General features: G+C 41.1%; 15 protein-coding genes, 1 tRNA gene and 3 pseudogenes. 8 read left to right on the forward strand and 11 right to left on the reverse strand.

The genetic code is table 11. The features are described 5' to 3' along the window. Positions 1 to 29: 29 nt before the first annotated feature. The 9 genes from rpoC to P4S71_RS07285 all read right to left on the reverse strand — a co-directional run bounded on the left by rpoC (position 30) and on the right by P4S71_RS07285 (position 12366). Positions 30 to 4205, reverse strand: coding sequence for a DNA-directed RNA polymerase subunit beta' (gene rpoC, locus P4S71_RS07245; RefSeq protein WP_008133458.1), 4176 nt, complete (start codon positions 4203 to 4205; stop codon positions 30 to 32). A 104-nt stretch (positions 4206 to 4309) separates the two neighbouring features. Further along, positions 4310 to 8335: a DNA-directed RNA polymerase subunit beta gene (rpoB, locus tag P4S71_RS07250; RefSeq protein WP_337150370.1), complete on the reverse strand. Its 4026-nt coding sequence runs from the start codon at positions 8333 to 8335 to the stop codon at positions 4310 to 4312. 272 nt (positions 8336 to 8607) lie between these two features. Then, positions 8608 to 8970, reverse strand: a complete 363-nt coding sequence (rplL, locus tag P4S71_RS07255; RefSeq protein ID WP_002958882.1) for a 50S ribosomal protein L7/L12 — start codon at positions 8968 to 8970, stop codon at positions 8608 to 8610. Between the two features lie 74 nt (positions 8971 to 9044). Then, on the reverse strand, positions 9045 to 9539 hold the full coding sequence (rplJ, locus tag P4S71_RS07260; protein WP_007378452.1) for a 50S ribosomal protein L10: 495 nt from the start codon (positions 9537 to 9539) through the stop codon (positions 9045 to 9047). A 323-nt stretch (positions 9540 to 9862) separates the two neighbouring features. After that, positions 9863 to 10567 (reverse strand): 50S ribosomal protein L1, encoded by a 705-nt coding sequence (gene rplA, locus P4S71_RS07265; protein ID WP_007378451.1) that lies wholly within the window; start codon positions 10565 to 10567, stop codon positions 9863 to 9865. A 3-nt stretch (positions 10568 to 10570) separates the two neighbouring features. Next, positions 10571 to 10999 (reverse strand): 50S ribosomal protein L11, encoded by a 429-nt coding sequence (gene rplK / locus P4S71_RS07270; protein WP_002958879.1) that lies wholly within the window; start codon positions 10997 to 10999, stop codon positions 10571 to 10573. Positions 11000 to 11212: 213 nt separating this feature from the next. After that, positions 11213 to 11776: a transcription termination/antitermination protein NusG gene (nusG, locus tag P4S71_RS07275; protein ID WP_007378450.1), complete on the reverse strand. Its 564-nt coding sequence runs from the start codon at positions 11774 to 11776 to the stop codon at positions 11213 to 11215. Positions 11777 to 11780: 4 nt separating this feature from the next. Next, entirely contained in the window at positions 11781 to 12158 is a 378-nt protein-coding gene (gene secE, locus P4S71_RS07280) for a preprotein translocase subunit SecE (RefSeq protein WP_002958877.1), read from the reverse strand. A gap of 131 nt (positions 12159 to 12289) precedes the next feature. Further along, a tRNA-Trp gene (locus P4S71_RS07285) sits at positions 12290 to 12366 on the reverse strand. 260 nt (positions 12367 to 12626) lie between these two features. Between P4S71_RS07285 and P4S71_RS07290 the strand changes: the two genes are divergently transcribed. From P4S71_RS07290 to P4S71_RS07310, 5 genes and pseudogenes are all read left to right on the forward strand, one after another. Further along, the gene (locus P4S71_RS07290) at positions 12627 to 13202 is read left to right on the forward strand and encodes a ligand-binding sensor domain-containing protein (protein WP_337150371.1); all 576 of its coding nucleotides are present in this window, start codon (positions 12627 to 12629) and stop codon (positions 13200 to 13202) included. A 203-nt stretch (positions 13203 to 13405) separates the two neighbouring features. Further along, a complete protein-coding gene (locus tag P4S71_RS07295) occupies positions 13406 to 14815 on the forward strand; it encodes a ligand-binding sensor domain-containing protein (RefSeq protein WP_337150372.1) in 1410 nt (469 codons plus the stop codon). Between the two features lie 29 nt (positions 14816 to 14844). Beyond that, positions 14845 to 14907: pseudogene (locus P4S71_RS07300) on the forward strand (hypothetical protein); the annotation flags it as partial. Positions 14908 to 14949: 42 nt separating this feature from the next. After that, entirely contained in the window at positions 14950 to 16605 is a 1656-nt protein-coding gene (locus P4S71_RS07305; RefSeq protein ID WP_337150373.1) for a hybrid sensor histidine kinase/response regulator transcription factor, read from the forward strand. Positions 16606 to 16740: 135 nt separating this feature from the next. Beyond that, positions 16741 to 17871, forward strand: coding sequence for a CsgG/HfaB family protein (locus tag P4S71_RS07310; RefSeq protein WP_337150374.1), 1131 nt, complete (start codon positions 16741 to 16743; stop codon positions 17869 to 17871). Positions 17872 to 17921: 50 nt separating this feature from the next. Here the strand turns inward: P4S71_RS07310 and P4S71_RS07315 are convergent. Beyond that, a pseudogene (locus P4S71_RS07315) lies at positions 17922 to 18769 on the reverse strand (SPFH domain-containing protein). Positions 18770 to 18779: 10 nt separating this feature from the next. Continuing rightward, positions 18780 to 19525, reverse strand: a pseudogene (deoC, locus tag P4S71_RS07320) (deoxyribose-phosphate aldolase). A 451-nt stretch (positions 19526 to 19976) separates the two neighbouring features. Here deoC and cysG point away from each other — a divergent pair. Genes cysG through cysN form a run of 3 tightly spaced genes read left to right on the forward strand, consistent with a single transcriptional unit; the run spans position 19977 to position 23777 of the window. After that, positions 19977 to 21404: a siroheme synthase CysG gene (cysG, locus tag P4S71_RS07325; protein WP_182701855.1), complete on the forward strand. Its 1428-nt coding sequence runs from the start codon at positions 19977 to 19979 to the stop codon at positions 21402 to 21404. A gap of 49 nt (positions 21405 to 21453) precedes the next feature. Next, positions 21454 to 22353 carry a sulfate adenylyltransferase subunit CysD gene (cysD, locus tag P4S71_RS07330; RefSeq protein ID WP_008133447.1) on the forward strand — a complete coding sequence of 300 codons (900 nt, stop codon included), beginning with the start codon at positions 21454 to 21456 and terminating at the stop codon, positions 22351 to 22353. Beyond that, complete coding sequence (gene cysN / locus P4S71_RS07335) at positions 22353 to 23777, forward strand: sulfate adenylyltransferase subunit CysN (protein ID WP_337150375.1); 1425 nt, start codon at positions 22353 to 22355, stop codon at positions 23775 to 23777. Before cysD ends, cysN begins: the two co-directional genes overlap by 1 nt. Positions 23778 to 23793 lie beyond the last annotated feature (16 nt).

Here is a 23793-nt window from a genome sequence, read left to right on the forward strand (position 1 = left end):
GATTACTTAATCTATTGATTAAGAACAGTTTATTGATTTCCAGACAAATCAGCATTTAGAGCGTCTGTAAGTGCTTGAGTTGCCTCTTCTGCACTTACTGTTTGCTCTTCTACGACTACTTTGCTTTGTTTACGGCGAGCCATACGTTCTTGATGATACGCAAAACCGGTACCGGCTGGGATCAAACGACCCACAATTACGTTTTCTTTAAGACCGCGAAGCTCATCGCTCTTACCATTCACTGCCGCATCTGTAAGAACACGTGTTGTCTCTTGGAAAGACGCTGCAGAGATGAAAGATTCTGTTGCTAGTGATGCTTTTGTGATACCCATTAATTGGATTTCAAACTTAGCTGGGATCTTACCTTGTTTTTCAAGGTCACGGTTTGCGATATTAACGCGCGCCACTTCGATTTGTTCACCAGCTAAAAAGTCAGTATCACCACCGTGTATAATGGTACATTTACGCAACATTTGACGGATAATTGTTTCAATGTGCTTGTCATTGATCTTAACGCCTTGCAAACGGTAAACCTCTTGCACTTCGTTAACGATGTAGTTAGCAACATGAGTCACACCACGTAAGCGTAAGATGTCATGTGGTGATTCAGGACCATCGGCGATAACTTCACCTTTAGACACTTGCTCACCTTCAAACACGTTAAGTTGACGCCACTTGTGAATCATTTCTTCGTAATGATCACCTTCTGGTGGAGTAATAACTAAACGCTTCTTACCTTTAGTCTCTTTACCGAAGCTAATTGTACCAGTTACTTCAGCTAATATAGCTGGATCTTTTGGCTTACGAGCTTCAAATAAGTCGGCTACGCGTGGTAGACCACCCGTGATATCACGAGTTTTCGAACCTTCTTGCGGAATACGTGCTAACACGTCACCTGGGTTTGCTGTAACGCCGTCAATTACTTCAATCGTTGTGAATGAAGGAAGACGTGTTTCTTGCAAGCCGCGCTCTTCACTTTCGATGATAAGCTTTGGTTCTTTCGTATTTACTTTAGCAAGGTCTTTAACAACTACACGGGTTAAACCAGTTAGTTCATCAGTCTGTGCTTCAGTATTTGAGTCATCAATATCGCTGAACGATACTTTTGATTTATGCTCAAGAACGATTGGGTGACTATGCGGGTCCCAAGTAGCAACGATGTCGTTACCTTGAACTTCTGCATTATCTTTAACTGTTAATACCGCACCGTAAGGTACTTTATAACGCTCTTTCTCACGGCCATGGCTATCGATGATAGTAATTTCCGTTGAACGCGAAGTAATAACAATCTTATCGTCTGTATTTAATACATATTTAGAGTTATGCAGTTTTAACGTACCGTTAGTTTTAACTTGTACATTATTTTCTGCAGACGCTCTAGATGCTGCACCACCGATGTGGAAGGTACGCATCGTAAGCTGTGTACCTGGCTCACCGATTGACTGTGCTGCGATAACACCTACTGATTCACCAGCGTTTATGATATGACCACGTGCTAGGTCACGACCGTAACAGTTAGCACAAACACCAAAGTCATTATCACAAGTGATAACAGAACGTACGCGAACTTCATCTACTGAATGCTCTTCTAAAAGATCACACAGTTTTTCGTCTAGCATGATATTACGTTCAACAAGCACTGTATTAGTACCTGGAATTACAATATCTTCAGCAACAACACGACCTAAAACACGTTCGCGAAGCGCTTCTACAACATCACCACCTTCAATAAGCGGTTTCATTGTTAAGCCATCTTCTGTGCCACAGTCATCTTCATTGATTACCAAATCTTGTGCAACGTCTACTAGACGACGCGTTAGGTAACCCGAGTTTGCTGTTTTAAGTGCTGTATCGGCAAGACCTTTACGCGCACCATGCGTTGAGATGAAGTACTGAAGTACGTTTAGACCTTCACGGAAGTTAGCTGTGATTGGAGTCTCGATGATTGAACCATCTGGACGTGCCATTAGACCACGCATACCCGCCAACTGACGAATCTGTGCAGCACTACCACGAGCACCTGAGTCGGCCATCATAAACACTGAGTTAAATGACGGTTGCTCTACTTCTTCACCCTTTGCATTGATAACTGTGTCTTTCGACAAGTTAGACATCATTTCACGTGATAAGTTTTCGTTTACACGTGACCAGATATCAATAACTTTGTTGTACTTTTCACCAGCCGTTACAAGACCTGATTGGAATTGTTGGTTGATTTCAGTAACTTCAGCTTCAGCTGATTCAATTATCTGTGCTTTAACCGGTGGGATAACTAAGTCATCAATACCGATAGAAACACCTGACTTCATTGCATAATGGAAACCGGTGTACATAACTTGGTCAGCAAACACAACCGTGTCTTTAAGGCCTAGACGACGGTAACACTCATTCAATAAGCTAGAAATCTGCTTTTTACCAAGCGGCTGATTGATTGACGCAAACGGCATACCAGTTGGTAAAATTAGAGACAAAATTGCACGACCGACAGTTGTATCGATAACAGTAATAGTATCTTCTACTACACCATCTTCGTTTTTAACTGATTGGCTAATACGTACTTTCACGATTGCGTGAAGGTCTGCATTGCCACTGCGGTATGCTTTTTCTGCTTCTTTTGGATCTTTAAATATCGCGCCTTCGCCTTTAGCGTTAATGCGGTCACGAGTCATGTAATAAAGACCCAATACAACATCCTGTGAAGGAACGATGATTGGCTCACCATTCGCAGGAGATAGAATGTTGTTTGTTGACATCATCAATGCACGAGCTTCAAGCTGCGCTTCGATTGTTAACGGTACGTGTACCGCCATTTGGTCACCATCGAAATCGGCGTTGTACGCCGCACATACTAATGGATGCAAATGAATCGCTTTACCTTCGATAAGCACAGGCTCAAACGCTTGGATACCCAAACGGTGAAGTGTTGGTGCACGGTTAAGTAATACCGGATGTTCACGAATTACTTCGTCAAGTACATCCCATACTTCCGGAACTTCACGTTCTACCATTTTCTTAGCTGCTTTGATCGTCGTAGCCATGCCGCGACGCTCTAGTTTGCCATAGATGAATGGTTTGAATAGCTCAAGTGCCATCTTCTTAGGAAGACCACATTGGTGAAGCTTAAGTGTAGGACCTACTGTAATTACAGAACGGCCTGAATAATCTACACGCTTACCAAGTAAGTTCTGACGGAAACGACCTTGCTTACCCTTGATCATATCAGCAAGAGATTTAAGAGGACGTTTGTTAGAACCTGTAATTGCACGACCACGACGACCGTTATCAAGTAGCGCATCTACCGCTTCTTGTAACATACGTTTTTCGTTGCGTACAATAATGTCTGGTGCTGCTAAATCTAGTAGACGTTTAAGACGGTTATTACGGTTAATAACACGACGGTAAAGGTCATTTAGATCAGATGTCGCAAAACGACCACCGTCTAATGGTACTAATGGACGTAGATCAGGTGGCAATACTGGAAGTACTGTCATGATCATCCACTCAGGGTTATTACCTGATTGGTGGAACGATTCCATTAACTTAAGACGTTTAGTGATTTTTTTACGCTTAGTTTCAGAGTTAATTGTTGGTAACTCTTCACGCATCTCAGCAATTAATTGAGCAAGATCAAGTTCACGAAGCAAGTCTAAAACTGCTTCAGCACCCATCTTCGCTTCAAACTCATCACCGTGCTCTTCTAGTGCATCTAGGTATTCTTCTTCACCTAATAGTTGACCACGCTCAAGCGTTGTCATACCAGGTTCAGTCACTACGAATGATTCGAAGTAAAGAACACGTTCAATATCACGAAGCGTCATATCAAGCATTAAGCCAATACGTGACGGTAATGATTTTAAAAACCATATATGTGCAACTGGGCTCGCAAGGTCAATATGACCCATACGATCGCGTCGCACTTTAGTTAGTGTAACTTCAACGCCACACTTCTCACAGATCACACCACGGTGTTTAAGGCGTTTATATTTACCACATAAACACTCATAATCTTTCACTGGGCCGAAAATACGGGCACAGAATAAGCCATCGCGCTCAGGCTTGAAAGTACGGTAGTTAATAGTCTCAGGTTTCTTTACTTCACCGTATGACCATGAACGAACCATGTCTGGTGAAGCAAGACCAATGCGAATTGCATCGAATTCTTCGGTCTTATTTTGTTGCTTCAGAAACTTAAGTAAGTCTTTCACCTTAGCTCTCCTGTCGGAGTTAATCTTGAGGACGGGTAATCTCGTCCCTACATTCTATTCAGCCGTAACAGATGCTGCAGCGTTAACTGCAGCACCTAATTGGCTTAATTTTCTTCCAACTCGATGTTGATACCCAGTGAGCGGATTTCTTTCAACAATACGTTGAACGATTCTGGCATACCTGGTTCCATTTTATGGTTACCATCAACGATGTTTTTATACATCTTAGTACGACCGTTCACGTCATCCGATTTCACTGTTAGCATTTCTTGTAGAGTGTAAGCAGCACCGTAAGCTTCAAGTGCCCATACTTCCATCTCACCAAAACGCTGGCCACCGAACTGTGCTTTACCACCCAGCGGCTGCTGAGTAACAAGGCTGTAAGAACCAGTAGAACGTGCGTGCATCTTATCATCAACCAAGTGGTTAAGTTTAAGCATGTACATGTAACCTACAGTTACTTGACGTTCAAACTGATCGCCAGTACGGCCATCATAAAGTGTAACCTGACCACTTCGAGGATATCCACCAAGCTCAAGCATGTCTTTGATTTCGCTTTCTTTCGCGCCATCAAATGCAGGAGTAGCAATTGGTAAACCACCTTTTAAGTTTTCAGCTAGACGACGAATTTCGTCATCAGTGAAGCTAGCAATATCTACTACTTGGCGAGATTCACCAATTTCGTAGGCTTGCTTGATGAATTCACGTAGCTCATGAAGCTCACGTTGCTCTTTCATCATTTCTTCAATACGTTCACCGATACCACGTGCAGCTAGACCCATATGAGTTTCAAGGATCTGACCGATGTTCATACGTGATGGTACACCTAGTGGATTCAATACGATATCTACCGTACGACCTTTATCATCGTAAGGCATATCTTCTACTGGTACGATAGTCGAGATAACACCTTTGTTACCATGACGACCCGCCATTTTATCACCTGGTTGAATACGACGTTTAACAGCAAGGTATACTTTAACAATCTTAAGTACGCCTGGTGCTAAGTCATCACCTTGGGTAATTTTACGACGTTTATTTTCAAACTTTTTATCGTATTCAGCTTTAAGCTCATCGTACTGTGCAGCTAGTTGCTCAAGTTCAGCCTGCTTATCTTCTTGTGCAAGGCTTTGAGTAAGTAGTTTTTCAGCATTCAGTGACGTTAGTTTGTCTTCTTCGAAGCCTGCATCAACAAGTAACTTGCGAGCACGTCCTAAAACGCCAGCTTCTAAAATACGGAACTCTTCGTTGAAGTCTTTCTTCGCTTCGCGAAGCTGCATATCTTCAACTTCTAACGCACGTTTGTCTTTTTCAACACCATCACGGGTGAAGACTTGTACGTCAATTACAGTACCAGTTACAGAATTTGGTACACGTAAAGAGCTGTCTTTAACGTCAGACGCTTTTTCGCCGAAGATAGCTCGTAGAAGCTTCTCTTCAGGTGTCAGCTGTGTCTCGCCTTTAGGAGTCACTTTACCTACTAGAATATCGCCGCCTTTAACTTCAGCACCAATATAAACAACACCTGACTCATCAAGCTTGCCTAGTGCAGATTCACCCACGTTCGGGATATCTGCAGTGATCTCTTCAGGACCTAATTTAGTATCACGGGCAACACACTGTAGTTCTTGAATATGGATAGTCGTTAGACGATCTTCTTCAACTACGCGCTCTGATAGTAAGATTGAATCTTCGAAGTTATAACCGTTCCATGGCATGAATGCCACGCGAAGGTTTTGACCAAGGGCTAAGTCACCTAAGTCAGTCGAAGGACCATCTGCTAACACGTCACCACGAGTAACCGGTTCGCCAACCATACAAGTTGGTTTTTGGTTAATACATGTATTTTGGTTCGAACGTGTGTATTTGGTTAAGTTGTAAATGTCGATGCCCGCTTCGCCAGGAACGCGTTCTTCTTCATGTACGTTTACAACGATGCGACTTGCGTCAGCATACATTACTTCACCACCACGTTTTGCAACGATAGTAACACCAGAATCTTTCGCTAATGTTAACTCAATACCTGTACCTACTAACGGCTTATCCGCTTTCAATGTTGGTACTGCTTGACGTTGCATGTTTGAACCCATCAATGCACGGTTAGCATCATCGTGTTCTAGGAACGGGATAAGTGCTGCCGCTACAGAGATCACCTGTTGTGGTGATACATCCATATATTGCTGATCCATACGACCCATAAAGGTAGATTCACCTTTGTGACGACATGGAATAAGTTCATCTACAAACTCATTGGTTTCAGTTAAGTTTGAATTCGCCTGTGCGATAACAAACTGACCTTCTTCAATGGCTGATAGGTAATCAACTTCATCAGTTACAACACCGTCTACCACTTTACGGTAAGGTGTTTCTAAGAAACCGTAGTCATTTGTACGTGCGTACGTAGACAATGAGTTAATTAGACCGATGTTTGGACCCTCAGGAGTCTCGATTGGACATACGCGACCATAGTGAGTTACGTGAACGTCACGTACTTCAAAGCCTGCACGTTCACGAGTTAGACCGCCCGGACCTAATGCAGAAATACGACGTTTGTGCGTAACTTCTGATAGTGGGTTATTTTGGTCCATAAACTGTGATAACTGAGACGAGCCGAAGAACTCTTTAACAGCAGCCGAAATAGGCTTAGCGTTAATAAGATCTTGTGGCATTATTGCGTCAAGGTCACCTAAGCTTAAACGCTCACGTACAGCACGCTCTACACGTACTAGACCAACACGGAATTGATTCTCAGCCATTTCGCCAACACTACGTATACGACGGTTGCCTAAGTGATCGATATCATCAACATCGCCTTGACCATTACGAATAGCAATTAATACTTTCATAACAGACACGATGTCTTCTTTGCTTAATGTGCCTGGGCCTGTGTCTGTATCGTAACCAACACGGCTATTGAACTTCATACGACCTACAGTAGATAAGTCATAACGCTCTTCAGAGAAGAATAAGTTCTGGAATAAGGCTTCAGCCGCGTCTTTCGTCGGTGGCTCGCCTGGGCGCATCATGCGATAAATTTCTACTAGTGCTTCTAAACGGCTGCTTGAAGAGTCAATATTCAATGTATTTGACATGTAAGCACCGCTGTCCACTTCATTGATATATAACGTATCAATTTTAGTGTAACCAGCTTTAACCAATTCAGCCATTAGCTCAAGAGTTAGTTCATCATTCGCGCTTGCTATAACTTCACCCGTTGACTCGTCAACGTAGTTTTTAGCTATAATACGGCCAATAATGTACTCATGAGGTACTTCTAGGCGGTTAATGCCTTTCTTCTCGATGCTCTTGATGTGGCGAGCCGTAACACGACGACCGCTTTCAACAAATACTTCACCGTCTTCGCTCTTGATATCAAAAGCGGCAGTTTCACCACGTAAACGCGAAGGCACAAGTTCCATAAGAACTTTACCGTCAGCTACTTCAAACGTCGTGTTGTCGAAGAAGATTTCTAGGATGTCTTCACTAGAGTACTCAAGTGCACGTAGGATGATAGACGCCGGTAATTTACGACGACGGTCAATACGTACATATAAGTTATCTTTTGCATCAAATTCGAAGTCTAACCATGAACCACGGTAAGGAATAACGCGTGCGTTATATAATACTTTACCTGATGAATGAGTTTTACCGCGGTCGTTATCAAAGAATACACCAGGGCTACGGTGTAGCTGAGAAACGATAACACGCTCTGTACCATTGATTACAAAGGTACCGGTATCGGTCATGAGCGGAATTTCGCCCATGTAAACTTCTTGCTCTTTAATGTCTTTAACTGTGCCTGGAGCTTCTTTGTCCATAACAACAAGACGCAGTTTCACGCGAAGTGGAGCAGAATAAGTCACACCGCGAATTTGACATTCTTTTACATCGAAAACTGGCTCACCAATACGATAACTTACGTATTGAAGCTCAGAATTTCCCGAGTAGCTTTTAATAGGGAACACAGAACGGAAGGCAGCTTCCAAACCATGATCGCCATCAGCGTCCGGCACTAAGAATTTTTTAAACGATTCTAACTGTGTAGACAGTAAAAAAGGTATATCCAAAACTTGTGGACGTTTACCAAAATCCTTACGGATACGTTTCTTTTCAGAATAAGAGTAAGCCATGGGGTTCCTCAGCTTGCTGATCTTTGACCCGACCTGTTCTTGTAAGAACAGACTTAACTGGCAGCTATGCCAAGATTTTTACAACATTTAACTGTTGTTCTAATTAGATCCCACTTTAACACTAGCAAACTATAAAGCGTTGAAAGTAAAGAAAAAATCAGATTTTATTTGAACTAAAAGAGTGGATCACTCTATAGCGCAAAAAGGCCGGTGATTAAATAATCACCAGCCCTTGCCTGATTTCTCAGGCAGCGAACTTAGCAAAAGCTAAATTACTTAACCTCAACTTCAGCACCAGCTTCAGTAAGATCTTTTGCAAGTGCTTCAGCTTCTTCTTTAGATACACCTTCTTTAACAGGTGTAGGAGCAGCTTCAACAAGAGCTTTCGCTTCTTTAAGGCCAAGGCCAGTTGCGCTACGAACAGCTTTGATTGCAGAAACCTTGTTAGCGCCAGCGCCAGTAAGGATTACGTCAAATTCTGTTTTCTCTTCAGCAGCTTCAGCAGCTGGACCAGCTACCATTGCAGCTGCAGCAGTTACGCCGAATTTTTCTTCCATTGCTTCGATAAGAGCAACAACGTCCATTACTGACATTTCAGCAATTGCGTCAAGGATTTGGTCTTTAGATACAGACATTACAAATTTCCTAATAATTAACGGACATTACGTCCAAATAAATTTTACACCGAAAGTGATTAAACAGCTTAAAATTAAGCAGCTTGCTCTTCTTTCTGTAGACGTACTGCTTCAATTGTTTTACACAATTTGCCAGCAGACGCTTCTTTCATAGCACTCATTAAGCGTGCAACAGCTTCATCGTATGTAGGTAATGTAGCAAGCATTGCTGCATTAACAACATTTCCTTCAAAAGCGGCCGTTTTTATCTCGAATTTCTCATTCTTTTTCGCGAAATCTGAAAAGATACGCGCAGCAGCACCTGGGTGCTCTGATGAGAAAGCGATTAAGCTTGGACCAACAAATGAATCAGAAAGACACTCAAAATCTGTTCCTTCAAGAGCACGTTTTGCTAAAGTGTTACGGACAACTTTCATCCACACACCGTTTGCACGAGCTTCTTTACGAAGGGCAGTAATTGCGCCAACTGTTACACCACGAGAATCTGCAACAACTGCAGATAGAGCACCATTGGCTGCTTCGTTGACTTCAGCAACTATTGCTTTTTTGCCTTGAAGATTTAAAGCCATGGGTGTTACTCCTGGTTTAATGGGGATACCGATTATCGGATTCCCCTGTTTTACTCTTCCCTACCAAACAAAGTAGAGATGCTTTTTACGGCGAGAGCCAGAAGGATTAGGAAAAATCTATCTGGGGTCTACACCGTCTACGTAGGTGAATATTAAGGCCGGAGCCACCTACGGTCTTGGACGGAAGCCCAATTTATCGTTAAACCCTAAGGCTTAACGAAATTATGGACTTCAACCCGAATTCTTTACTTTGCCGACTAATAAATTAATCAACAAAATGGCGCGAAATTATAGTACAAATTTCACGCCATGTAAACACTAAATTAAGCTACAGTTGTAGTTAAAGTGCTTTGGTCAACAGAAACACCTGCGCCCATTGTTGTAGAGATAGTTACTTTTTTCAAGTAAACACCTTTAGCTTGAGAAGGCTTAGCCTTCTTAAGTGCAACAATTAGTGACTCAAGGTTTTGTTGAAGTTGCTCAGCTGTGAAATCAACCTTACCAATAGTAGTATGGATGATACCATTCTTGTCATTACGGTAACGTACTTGACCAGCTTTAGCATTTTTAACTGCTTCTGCAACGTTAGGCGTTACAGTACCAGTTTTAGGGTTTGGCATTAGACCACGTGGGCCTAAGATTTGACCTAGTTGACCAACAACACGCATAGCGTCTGGTGATGCAACAACAACGTCAAAGTTCATCTCGCCTTTTTTAACTAGCTCAGCAAGATCTTCCATGCCTACTAATTCAGCACCAGCTTCTTTCGCAGCTTCTGCGTTAGCGCCTTGTGTGAATACAGCAACACGAACGTCGCGACCAGTACCGTTAGGTAGTACAGTAGCACCACGAACGTTTTGATCAGATTTACGAGCATCGATACCAAGGTTAACGGCAACGTCAACACTTTCTACGAATTTAGCTGTCGCTAACTCTTTTAAAAGAGCAACTGCTTCATTGATTTCGTAATCTTTTGTTACTTCCACTTTTTCACGGATAGTACGCATACGTTTAGTTAATTTAGCCATTTCTTAGTCCTCTACGTTCAAGCCCATCGCACGCGCAGAACCTGCGATAGTGCGAACCGCTGCGTCCATATCGGCAGCTGTAAGGTCAGTTCGTTTTGTCTCAACGATCTCTTCAAGTTGAGCACGAGTTACTGTGCCTACTTTATCAGTGTTAGGACGGCCTGAGCCTGACTTGATACCAGCAGCTTTCTTAAGTAAGTAAGCAGCAGGTGGCGTTTTCATGTCGAACGTAAATGAACGGTCACCGTAAACAGAGATCACTACAGGAACTGGAGCGCCTTTTTCGATAGACTCTGTACGTGCGTTAAACGCTTTACAGAATTCCATGATGTTTACACCGTGTTGACCTAGTGCAGGACCTACTGGAGGACTAGGATTAGCCATACCAGCGGCAACTTGTAGCTTGATTAGAGCTTCAACTTTTTTAGCCATTATAAATACCTCATTTGGTGGGTCTCAGCCTTGTGCGCGCGAGGACGCGTACTCTAACGGCTTCCCAGTTTAAAAATTGGTTTCGTACTTTTTGCACAGTAAAAATAAATTTTACCTTAATACAAAAAGGCCGCTGATTATAAGATAATCAGCGGCCTTTTTCAAGCTTCGTGCCAAAATTTAAAAAAATAGTGGCGAAGCTTTTTTAATCAATTACTTATCTTGTTCAACTTGACCAAATTCAAGCTCAACTGGCGTAGAACGACCAAAAATAAGTACAGAAACTTTTACGCGGCTTTTTTCGTAGTCAACTTCTTCAACTACACCACTGAAGTCTGCAAATGGTCCATCTGTAACGCGTACAACTTCACCTGGTTCAAATAATGTAGCAGGTTTAGGTGCTTCAGCATTTTCTTGTAAACGATTAAGAATGCGTTCCGCTTCTTTAGGGCTAATTGGAGCTGGACGATCAGACGTTCCACCAATAAAGCCCATTACGCGTTCAGTGCTGTTCACTAAGTGCCAGCTTGCGTCGTTCATATCCATTTGTACTAATACATAACCTGGGAAGAATTTACGCTCAGACTTACGCTTTTGACCAGCACGCATCTCAACAACTTCTTCAGTTGGTACTAATATCTCACCAAAGCTCGCTTCAAGACCTTCAATTTTGATATGTTCAATTAACGTTTGTGCTACACGCTTTTCGTAACCAGAAAAAGCCTGTACTACGTACCAACGTAATTTAATTTCTTTGTTCTCGTTCTCATCCGACATGGGATCAGATCTCCAATCCAGTTAAAAAGCCAACAGCGCGGAATAAAATGCCATCTAATCCCCAAAGGATAAGTGCCATAATCACTGTTGCAACCATTACAATTAATGTCGTGTGGGTAGTTTCTTGGCGAGTTGGCCAAATAACTTTGCGTACTTCAATTCGAGCTTCTTTAGCGAAAGCAAGAAAGTTACGTCCCTTAAATGTTTGTGAGGCAATTGCTAATCCGGCCGCTATTGCAACAACAACGCCGATAGCACGTAGTAATACAGATTGATCTGCATACATATGATTACCAACAACTGCGCCTGCAAGTAGCGCGATTGCTACTAACCACTTTACTGACTCCATCGCACTTGATGGTGTTTCTACATTCGTGCTCATAATATTATTACCTTAACTACAGACACAACAACCCTACACTACGGCAGGGTTAATCCATTAAAATCTAAACTTAAAAACAGACTTAATTTAAACCGGTTTTTAATCTCAGACTACTCAATCACAAGTAAAACTGGCAGGGGCGGAGAGACTCGAACTCCCAACCATCGGTTTTGGAGACCGCTGTTCTACCAATTGGAACTACGCCCCTGCAAAGTGGATGCCTATTATACTTACGCAGTTCATTAACACAAGCCTAAAAGATACCCACAATGCAAAATCTCAACATTGCATTGAAAAATCAATCTTAACATTGATTAAAAAGCAGTTTATGATTGACTAGATACTCGGTTTTTACTTAGCCCACTAGGCTACAAAACTCGCGCCGCGACTAAATCGCCCCTAGATTGAACAAATTTCAATCCACAAAGGTCAACGCTCCCTAAGGGATTCACAATAGATAGGAAGTCTGTGAAAGCAATTAAAACAATCATAAAATATAAAGTCATCAGCCTTTTATTATTATTTCATACTAGCTCGCTCGCCCTACCACTGTACTTAGATACATATACAAATGAACAAGGTTTATCTCAAAATTCAATCACCTGCAGTACCACTGATGAAAAGGGGTTTCATTGGTTTTCGACCCAAGGCGGCTTAAACCGATTCGATGGATATGAATTTAAACACTATAAATTCAATCCTTCACAATCGAGTATTTCGGGGAATTGGATTACAGACTGCCTGAATTTAGAAAACGGCCAACTTTGGTTTGCGACGACAAGCAACGGCCTCAACTTATTAAATACTGAAACAGGAAGTTTTAGTGTTTTTAACCAGTATTCAACCCCATCTATTACAAACCAACGCATTTCAACAATAACCTCTAACTCCCCAGAAACAATTTGGATTGGTCACGATAAAGGGCAACTTACTCGGTTAAATACAAAAACAGGTACTACCGAGTTATTTTCTTATCAGAGCACAAATCAATTAAATGTTGTTTTTAAAGATATGCTTTTTGATGATAAAAAAACCTTTGGTTAGCAAGTAATATTGGGCTTATTAAGTTCGATTCAAAAACAAATCAGTTCACATACATACCTAATAGCCCTAAACAGCTCTGGCAATTAAAAAAAGCACCAAACGGCAAATTTATTATAGGAGGCAAAACTGGTCTAAGTGTTTTTGACTTAAACACACTCGCATTTTATAACTTTGAGCAACTCAAAAATGTTTGGGTAACTGATATGCTTATTGATGATGAAAAAAACCTATGGGTAAGCACTTATGGCCATGGTCTTTATTATCAAACTAAAGATATTTTATTAAGTAAACAGTTTCAGCAACTTACTTACTCTCCAAATTTAAAGCATGGCTTAGCTAACGACCACTTATTGTCACTTTACCAAGACCCTAAAGGGATTATTTGGATTGGTACAGATGGTTATGGGTTACATCGCTATGATAAAAGACAGATTCAGTTTGGTCATCAAAAGCATCAAAGCAATAACTCGGCTTCGATTTCGAATGACTTTGTAAGAGCAATACTCAAAGATAGTAACAACATACTCTGGGTGGGCACGCGCGACGGACTTAACAAACAAACTGACACTGGATTTAAACACTATAAAGCAGATAAAAACCACAATATTGGCCTAACTAATAACAATATATTTAGTCTTTATGAAGATGCCAATAAGCGCATATGGGTAGGCACGTATGGAGGTGGTTTACTGCTTTATAACCCAGTTAATGATAGCTTTTCAGCTTTTACTATGCAAAGTCACCAACTCAGCAGTAACCGTATTTATGCAATCGAGGGCGACCATATTGGTAATTTGTGGCTGGGCAGTAATGAAGGATTAACGCGATTTAATCCCGATACATTGCAAGTTACACACTTTAAATACAGCGCAGATAAAAATAGCATCTCAAATAATACTGTTTTTAGTATTACTTATGACAGTGAGAACAACGCGATATGGGCTGGAACCCGCGTAGGATTAAATAAATTTTCTTTAAATGATGAAACTTTCACTCATTACCAAAGCGATCTTAAAAAGCCTAATAGTTTAACGCATGACATGGTTACATCCTTGCATTTACAAGATAAAAACACTTTATGGGTAGGTACTTTGGGCGGGTTAAATAAGTTAAATATCCAAACAAACAAAGTAATAAACATTACAGAGTTCGATGGCTTGCTTAACGATAATATTTTTGCAATTAAACAAGACAGCAGCGGTTACTTGTGGCTAAGCAGCAACCAAGGCCTAACCCGTTACGCTCCTCAAACCCAACAAATGCAGCATTTTTTACCCGCAAACGGTATACAGCATCATTCTTTTATTTTAGGCGCCGCTTTTCAAGCGAATGACGGCGAGCTATTTTTTGGTGGTATTAACGGTTTTAATCAATTTGATCCGTTAAAACTAACTCTAGCAACCAAACCTCCAGAACCCGTTATTACAGACTTACTTATTTATAACCAGTCAGTCGCGACGCAGCAATATATAAAAAACAAGACTCAAGCGGCTAAGCTTATAAGCTATACAGACAGACTCTTTTTTAAAGAAGAAGACAGTGTTATCGGTTTTAAGTTTTCTGCTTTAAACAGTGCAGAGCCCCTTCTCAATACCAATATGCTTACAAGTTAGCTGGATTAGATAAGCAGTTTTTATACGCAAACAAAAATCAGAGGCAAGTTAGCTATTCTCAACTTCCCGCAGGAAGCTATCACTTTATTGTAAAAGTTAAAGACCAATACGGCCAATGGAGTGATGATAAAACGATGGTTGCGCTTACGGTTACTCCACCCTGGTGGAAGAACAATGTTGCTTATGTCACTTACATCATTATCGTATTATTTATAATGTGGTTAATTATAACAGCAAGGTATAGAGCTAAAGTTGCAGAGCAAGCAAACTTAAAAGAGAGAGAACTTAGCAGCTTAAAAACCCAGCTATTAGATAACGTTAGCCATGAACTTAAAACACCATTGAGCTTAATATTAGCGCCACTTGATAGTTTACTAAAAAGTCATAAAGATTCAGACACCCAACAAAAACTAGCGATGATTCAACGTAATAGCCATAAGCTATTGGATCAAATAAACCAACTTTTACAGCTCAGTCAGCGCCCAAGCACTGCAGTGAAACACGTAACACCCTATGCTATAAATCCGGTAGTTGAACAATTAATCGAAGATTTCACTCCTTTATTTAAACAAAAAAATATTACGTTCGAGTTTGAAGATTTAACGCAAAAAAATATTCTCATTGAATTAGAGCCAAATCATACAGTTTCTATTATCAGTAACTTATTAAGTAACGCCCAAAAATACACCCCGAACGGAGGTAAAGTATTACTTCAGCTATTAACTCAAAAACAAATATTAACCATCATAGTCTCAGACACTGGTGTTGGTATAGATAAAAAGCACCTCGAGGCAGTTTTCCAACGATTTACACGCATAGATACGAGTAATCAAAGCGGTAGCGGTATTGGCTTAGCACTTATAAAGCAGCTAGTTGAGCAATATGAAGGAACCATTGAACTTAAAAGTGAATTAAACAAAGGAAGTTGCTTCACTATTTCACTCCCAATAACTCAAATAGACAAAACCTCTAACCTTACTGCTCTTGCTGTATCTAAAAGCAATAATTTATGTGCAGTAAAAAACAATAAAATTCTTATTATCGAAGACAACGATGAAATGCGTGATTTACTAACGTCACTCTTTATTAGCAACTTCGTATGTATAAACGCCGTTAACGGAGAGCTAGGTTTAGCTTTATGTAAAAGCGAAATGCCAGATTTAGTGATAAGTGATGTAATGATGCCCGTTATGGATGGTTATCAGTTTATTAAAGCACTGCGCAGCGACACGGCTATTAGCCACATTCCAGTTCTATTGCTTTCAGCAAAGGCTGATACTAACAGTAAACTAAAAGGCCTGGATTTACTTGCAGATGATTATTTAAGTAAGCCTTTTGAGCCGCAACTTTTACTCAGTCGCGTTCAAGGATTATTAACGATTAGAGAAGTGCTTAATCAACATTTAAAACAGCAGTTACCGGCTTTATCACAAACAATCCAACTAGACCCACAAATGGTACAAAGTAAAGACTACATATTTACCCAGCGTGTAAAAGCAATAGTAAAAGAGTGTTATCAAGACGAGGCGTTTAGCGTAGAAGAATTTGCAGCAGCGCTTTACCTGAGCCCTCGCGCTTTGCAATTAAAAATGAAAGCCTTATATAACTTAACACCTAGCGACTACATTCGAAACATTCGTTTAGAATTCGCAGAAGAACTTTTGAAAAACAGTAATCTTGCAATAGGATTAGTTGCGCAACAAGTCGGCTTTAATTCACAAAGTTATTTTGCTCGCTGCTTTAAAGCAAAATATGCAGTGTCGCCGAAGCAATTTCGTGAAAAAAATTAAAAACTTCGCCTGTGTGACCAAACACTTCGCGCCAGTACTATTTTTAACCTACTAATTTATCTAAATTAACATGAATATAAATATTAAAGGGAATGCACAATATTTCCTTTAAGCATATTAATTAAGGACAGTCATATGTTAAAAACACCACAAAAATTACTATTAACTGCACTATTAACGACCACTCTGAGCGCTTGTCAAAGCACTTCAACCAATGTGACATCGGGTCAAAACTCACCAGATATAAATGCAGTTGCACAGGAACAATACAACGGTCCAAAAGCCCGAATTGCAGTTGCACGCTTCACCGACAAATCAAATAATTCAAAATGGTGGCGTAAAGAAATAGGCGACGGTATGGCGGATCAATTAACTACCGCTCTAGTATCAACAAATCGTTTTATTGTTTTAGAGCGCCAAGCACTTGACGCGGTTTTATCAGAACAAGACCTAGCGGCCTCAGGTCGCGTTAGCGCTTCATCGGGTGCTGCTTATGGCGAGATTGAAGGTGCTGAAATAGTCGTGATTGCTGCAGTCACAGAATTTGATGACGATAGCTCTGGTGCAAGTGTAGGTAGTGGCGGCTTTATCGGTGATGTATTTAGCTCTGTATCTGCCGGTTTTTCGGGTTCACATATGGCAATTGATCTACGCCTTATAGATACTCGCACATCACGTATTTTAGCTGCAACAAGTGTTGAAGGTGGCAGTAAAGATTTTGATTTCACAGGCGCTGCAACCAACTTTGGTGGCGCACTTGTTGGCGGTAATATAAGTGGATGGTCTGATACCCCTAAAGAAAAAGCCCTGCGTGAAGTTATTATTAAAGCGGTTGAGTTTTTAGAAACTAAAATTCCAGATACCTACTATCGCTATAACAGTAACAACACGTTAGCACCGGGTTACACTGCGCCGCCACCAGCTACTAAACGCGCAAAAGCAGCCAGCAAGAGCGCTGTAACAGTTGATGTACCCACTCATAGAATGCCGCATTATGAAAAAATGGATTTAGCAATGTCACGCCTAAGCTTAGTGTGCTTAGGTTACCTAAGAAACCAGCCTGATTATGAAGAATTTGAAACACAAGATGTTGAATACGATCGTAAAACAGTTATCGCACTTCGTGAGTACCAACAAGACAAAAAAATAAAGGTAACGGGTTTAGCTGATGAAACAACTAAAAAGTCACTTGATGACAGTGGTTGTATTGCCAAAACGAACAAATCTAGCCTCGAAAGTATAAGCAACATGTTTAAATTTAATTAATGGCTTTGACTTGGGTAGCTAATAAAAAAAGCTACCCAAGTACTCACTATCTAGTTAGCGCCTTTAACAAGTGGTACTCCGTTATTACCTACAGGAATATAAACAGTTGTATGATTAGGTGACTCAGCCATTTTTATTTGTGCATTAATAGCTTCATGCTGAATATAATTAGCCGTTAAAGTTGCATTAATTATTTTCTGAGCTTGAGCAATCCCCTTCGCTTCTTCTACTCTAATTTCAGCGTCTTTTTTGGCAATCTCTTTTTGTGTTTCTTTTTCCGATAATAACTGCTGAGCTGCCAATTTTTTCTCAACTGCATTAGCAACAATATCGGGGTAATTAATATTGCCTACTACAACGTTTGCAAGTTTAAACGGCGTTGTCGATAAATAACTTTGCAGGCGCAGAGTCACTTCTTTCGCAATTTTCTCACGATTTGTTTTAAGCTCGCCACTATCGTATTTTTGTACTGTATCGCGCACATACGTTCTGAAAGTTTCACGCACAAAGCGCTTATACCAATTTTCGGCGCCGTACTGCTCTACCACAGTTTTAACTGAGCCACTCTCAATAGCAATAACAGCATGAAAATCAAATTTAATATTTAAATCATCATTCGCTAAAATTCTGAATGTTTCGGTATATGTATTAGGTCGCATATCGATATTTACCACCTCATTACGCAGTAACGACATGCCGTAATTAGATGGACCTTTCATTGAGCCTTGATACCCCCTTCCCCAAATACACGCGGTTTTTCGAATACATAACCTTCTTCACCTGCGGGTGTGCTTGGATTAGTGCATGCAGTTGATCCAAAACCAACGACTCCTACAACTAATGCACCTTTAAATAGGCTATTAAACAATGCTTGTGTCCCGGAGTTTCTTGCTCTCATCATTTTTCCTTTAATTACTTTTTAATATTGTATAAACATCACTTAATAGGCTTGAAGCACCAAACCTGAATGTCTTTGCTTGCAGGTAATCATCACCCATTATCGTGCGTGCCAGTGCTAAATAATCACTGGCATCAGCCACTGTTTTAACACCTCCGGCGGCTTTAAAGCCAACACGCTTACCAGTCCTTTTAATTGCACTGAGCATAATTTTTGTTGATTCAAGCGTGGCATTAACAGCGACCTTACCCGTACTGGTTTTTACAAAATCGGCACCACCTTCAATTGCAAGCTCCGTGGCCTGTGTTATGAGTGCGTCAGTTTTAAGCTCACCGCTTTCTATAATTACTTTTAGTTGCGCGCGCGACCCACACGCTTTTTACTTTCGCTTACATAGCTAAGTACTGTTTGAGCATCGCCCGCTATGAGTTTTTTATAAGGAATAACTAAATCAATCTCATCCGCACCGCGCTCTATTGCAATGAGTGTTTCGTTAATTACACCACTGAGTGGCGCATCACCCGTTGGGAAATTAGTGACTGTTGCCACTTTTACGTGGCTAAGCTCACGCGCTGCCAGTGCTATTTTTGCATCATCAACAAAGTCGCTATAAACACATAAGGCTGCTGGCGTGCCTAAGGTCGGATTTATACTATTAACAAGCGCTTGAATATCTGTAGTTGTATCACTGCTGTTTAAACTTGTTAAATCCATCAGTGCGACTGCTAATGCCGCGTCTTTTTGATGCTGTGTCATGTAGACTCCCTTTCCTATGTAATACCAATTTTATTAAAAAAATGATCATTTTAGCGTATTAGATAACTCACTAACTACGTTAAAAATTATTTATATAGAACAACTATGTATCATAATTTTAGCCTTGTTATTGAGCTATTTTCTCGTCGCTATAATGAGATCACTAATTTAATGCAATTGGTATAAGTACAAAATTTAATATGCCACCATATTAACAAATTAAACCAAACTCGCTATAGCTCATAACCAAACACTATAAGCTGGTTATTTTACTTGTAACTCGGCGCAATCCCTTGTTAACTAACTCTTAGGCCTAAAAAGCCCACCCATTATAACTTTTGGTTATATCAACTTGGTTTTAATTATTTTTTACTTATTGATAGCCGCTATATTCTGCTCATCAGAATAAAGCGTTTTCTTATATTTGAATTTGTTTAGGGGTCTTATTAACGTGCAGTATTTACCTATCTTTACCAAACTCGACAACAAACCAGTATTGGTTGTTGGCGGTGGAGAGGTCGCATTACGCAAATGTCGCGCGTTTTTAAAAGCGAGAGCAAGCGTTACCTTAGTAGCACCTTGGTTTTGCGACGAATTAAAAGAGCATGCACATAATAATGAAGTCACGCTTATTGATGCTTATTTTGATGAGTCGCATCTTGATGGCAAAATGTTAGTTATTGCGGCAACTGACCGCGATGAAGTAAACAACAACGTATTTGAGCTTGCCAATGCCCGCAATGTATTCGTAAACGTGGTTGATGACCAACCTAAATGTACGTTTATATTCCCATCGATTGTTGACCGCGACCCAATTACGATTGCTATATCAAGTGCGGGCACTGCGCCCGTACTTGCACGCCGCCTACGCGAAAAGCTCGAAACCTTGATCCCACAACATATTGGCCCACTTGCAACACTTGTAGGCGGATTTAGAGACAAAGTAAAAAAACGCTTTAAACACTTTTCTGACCGCCGCCAATTTTGGGAAGGCGTGTTCGACTCTTCTGTCGTGAGTAAAGTGCAAACCGGTGATACTCAAGCCGCGCAGCAGCAACTAGAGCAAATGCTAGATGCTAAAGCAGAGCCTGAAGGCGAAGTATATGTAGTCGGTGCAGGTCCAGGCGATCCTGAGCTTTTAACACTTAAAGCACTGCAACTTATGCAACAAGCCGATGTGGTTGTATATGACTTTTTAGTCTCTGATGAAATTATGGAATTAGTGCGTCGCGATGCTGACCTTATTTGTGTAGGCAAACGTTTAGGCGATCACAGTGTTGTTCAAGACGACACCAACCAAATGTTGGTCGACCTTGCTAAACAAGGCAAAAAAGTATGTCGTATTAAAGGTGGCGACCCGTTTATTTATGGTCGTGGTGGCGAAGAAGTACAAGTACTGGCTGCTAACAAGGTAAATTATCAAATTGTACCGGGTATTACAGCCGCTGCAGGTTGTAGTGCTTATGCGGGTATTCCGCTTACGCATCGTGACCATGCACAAGCCATTCAATTTGTAACTGGCCACTGTAAAAAAGACGGTCAAGAACTTGATTGGCAATCGCTGGCAAAAGCAAATCAAACACTTGCTATTTACATGGGCGTAATTAAATCGCCGCACATACAAAGCGAGCTTTTAAAGCATGGCCGCAAAGCCGACACCCCTGTTGCCATTATCGAAAACGGTACACGTAAAAATCAGCGTGTGGTAACAGGCCAATTAGGCGAACTTGCCGACTTAATCCAGCGCAACAGCATTATATCGCCTGCGCTACTCATTATTGGCGAAGTAGCCGCCCTGCACTCGCAACTAGCGTGGTTTGGGAAAAACGAACAAACAAGCAGTTTTGCACAGCCGCTTACAGATGTATCAAATACATAACCGAATTTTAAATTTATAACTTTTAATCATTTTAGTAGGACGACTAACAATGGCTTTAACTCACCTTCAGCAACTTGAAGCTGAAAGTATCAAAATCATGCGCGAAGTCGCCGCTGAGTTTGAGAACCCAGTAATGCTTTACTCTATTGGTAAAGATTCGTCGGTACTTTTGCACTTAGCGCGTAAAGCATTTTACCCTGCAAAAATTCCGTTTCCGTTATTACACGTAGACACCAATTGGAAGTTTCGTGAAATGATTGAGTTTCGCGACCGTATAGCTAAAGAATACGGTTTTGACCTACTGGTACACAAAAATCCAGAAGGCATTGAAATGGGTGTAGGCCCGTTTACGCATGGCTCGGGTAAACATACCGATATAATGAAAACCCAAGGCTTAAAGCAGGCACTTAACAAATATGGTTTTGATGCTGCATTTGGTGGCGCACGCCGCGACGAAGAAAAGTCACGCGCAAAAGAACGTGTTTACTCGTTCCGCGACAAACACCACCGTTGGGACCCTAAAAACCAACGTCCTGAGCTTTGGAATACTTATAACAGCCAAGTTAATCCGGGCGAAAGCATTCGTGTTTTCCCGTTGTCTAACTGGACTGAGCTAGATATTTGGCAATACATTTACCAAGAAAACATCGACATGGTACCGCTTTACCTAGCAAAAGAGCGCCCTGTTGTTGATCGCGATGGCACCCTAATTATGGTTGACGATGAGCGTATGCCACTGAATGAAGGTGAAGTACCGCAAATGAAATCTGTACGTTTTCGTACATTAGGCTGCTACCCACTTACCGGTGCAGTTGAGTCAACAGCAAGTACTTTAACCGAAATTATTGAAGAAATGCTGCTATCTACGTCATCTGAACGTGAAGGTCGCGTTATCGACCATGATTCAGCCGGCTCAATGGAGAAGAAAAAACGTGAGGGGTATTTTTAATGTCTAGCCAAAATAACGATACATTTAACGAAGTAAAAGAAATAGGCATAGACGCCTACCTAGCACGCCAACAAGACAAAAGCTTATTGCGCATGCTTACGTGTGGCAGCGTAGATGACGGTAAATCAACATTGATTGGCCGCCTACTGCACGACAGCCACCAAATTTATGAAGATCAGCTAGCAGCCCTTCATAAAGATAACGAAAAAGTAGGTAATGCAGGTGAAGATCTTGACCTTGCTTTATTAGTTGATGGCCTACAAGCTGAGCGCGAGCAAGGCATTACTATTGACGTAGCGTACCGTTACTTTTCAACGGCTAAGCGTAAATTTATTATTGCCGACACCCCAGGGCACGAGCAATACACGCGCAACATGGTAACGGGTGCATCAACAAGTGATGTCGCCATTATTTTGGTTGATGCGCGTTACGGCGTGCAAGTACAAACCAAGCGCCACAGCTTTATTTGTGATTCGCTGGGCATTAAGCAGTTTGTTGTTGCCGTTAATAAAATGGATATCGTTGATTTTGACGAAACCGTGTATGAAAAAATTAAGGCCGATTACCTTAAATTTGCTGAGCAACTTAACGTATCAAACATTAAGTTTGTGCCTATGTCGGCGCTTAAAGGCGACAACGTAGTAACGCGCTCTGCGCATACTCCATATTACACCGACAAGCCGCTACTTGAATTACTAGAAGATTCGCCAGCAGCCGAAACAGATACAGGCTTTGAAGCGCGCCTACCAGTGCAATATGTAGTGCGTCCTAACTTAAACTTCCGTGGTTTTCAGGGCACACTTACATCGGGCAAGATACACGTAGGCGATGCTATAAAAGTATTACCGTCGGGTAAAACATCAAGCATTAAAGAAATTGTTACCTTTGATGGCAACCTAGATAGCGCACAAGCGGGCCAAGCAATTACCGTTACCCTAAATAACGAAATTGATATTAGCCGAGGCGACGTAATAGTACCTGCAAATTCAACGGCCGTGGTTACTAACCAGCTGCAAGCTAAAATTGTGTGGATGCATGAGTCTCCATTAGTATTAGGTAAAAGCTATAACCTAAAACTAGGCAGCAAAAACACCTCAGCTATTGTTAAAAAGATTGATCACACAATTGATGTGAACACGCTTGAACACGGCACTAGTGACTCACTACAGTTAAACGAAATTGCGATTGTAACGCTTGAACTAACCGAAACCATTTTGGCAGACGAGTACCACAGCAATCACGAAACAGGTTCGTTTATATTAATCGACCGCTTATCAAACTTAACCGTTGCTGCGGGCATGATTGAACAAGTGCTGCAAAGCCAAGCGCAACAAACGAACTTCAGCGAATTTGAAGTTGAATTTAACAGCTTAGTACGCAAGCACTTTCCACATTGGCAAGCGCTTGATATATCAAAGCTGTAAGTAAAAAAATGTCTGT

Source organism: Pseudoalteromonas sp. B62 (genome assembly GCF_037162565.1).
Taxonomy (GTDB): Bacteria; Pseudomonadota; Gammaproteobacteria; order Enterobacterales; family Alteromonadaceae; genus Pseudoalteromonas; species Pseudoalteromonas fuliginea.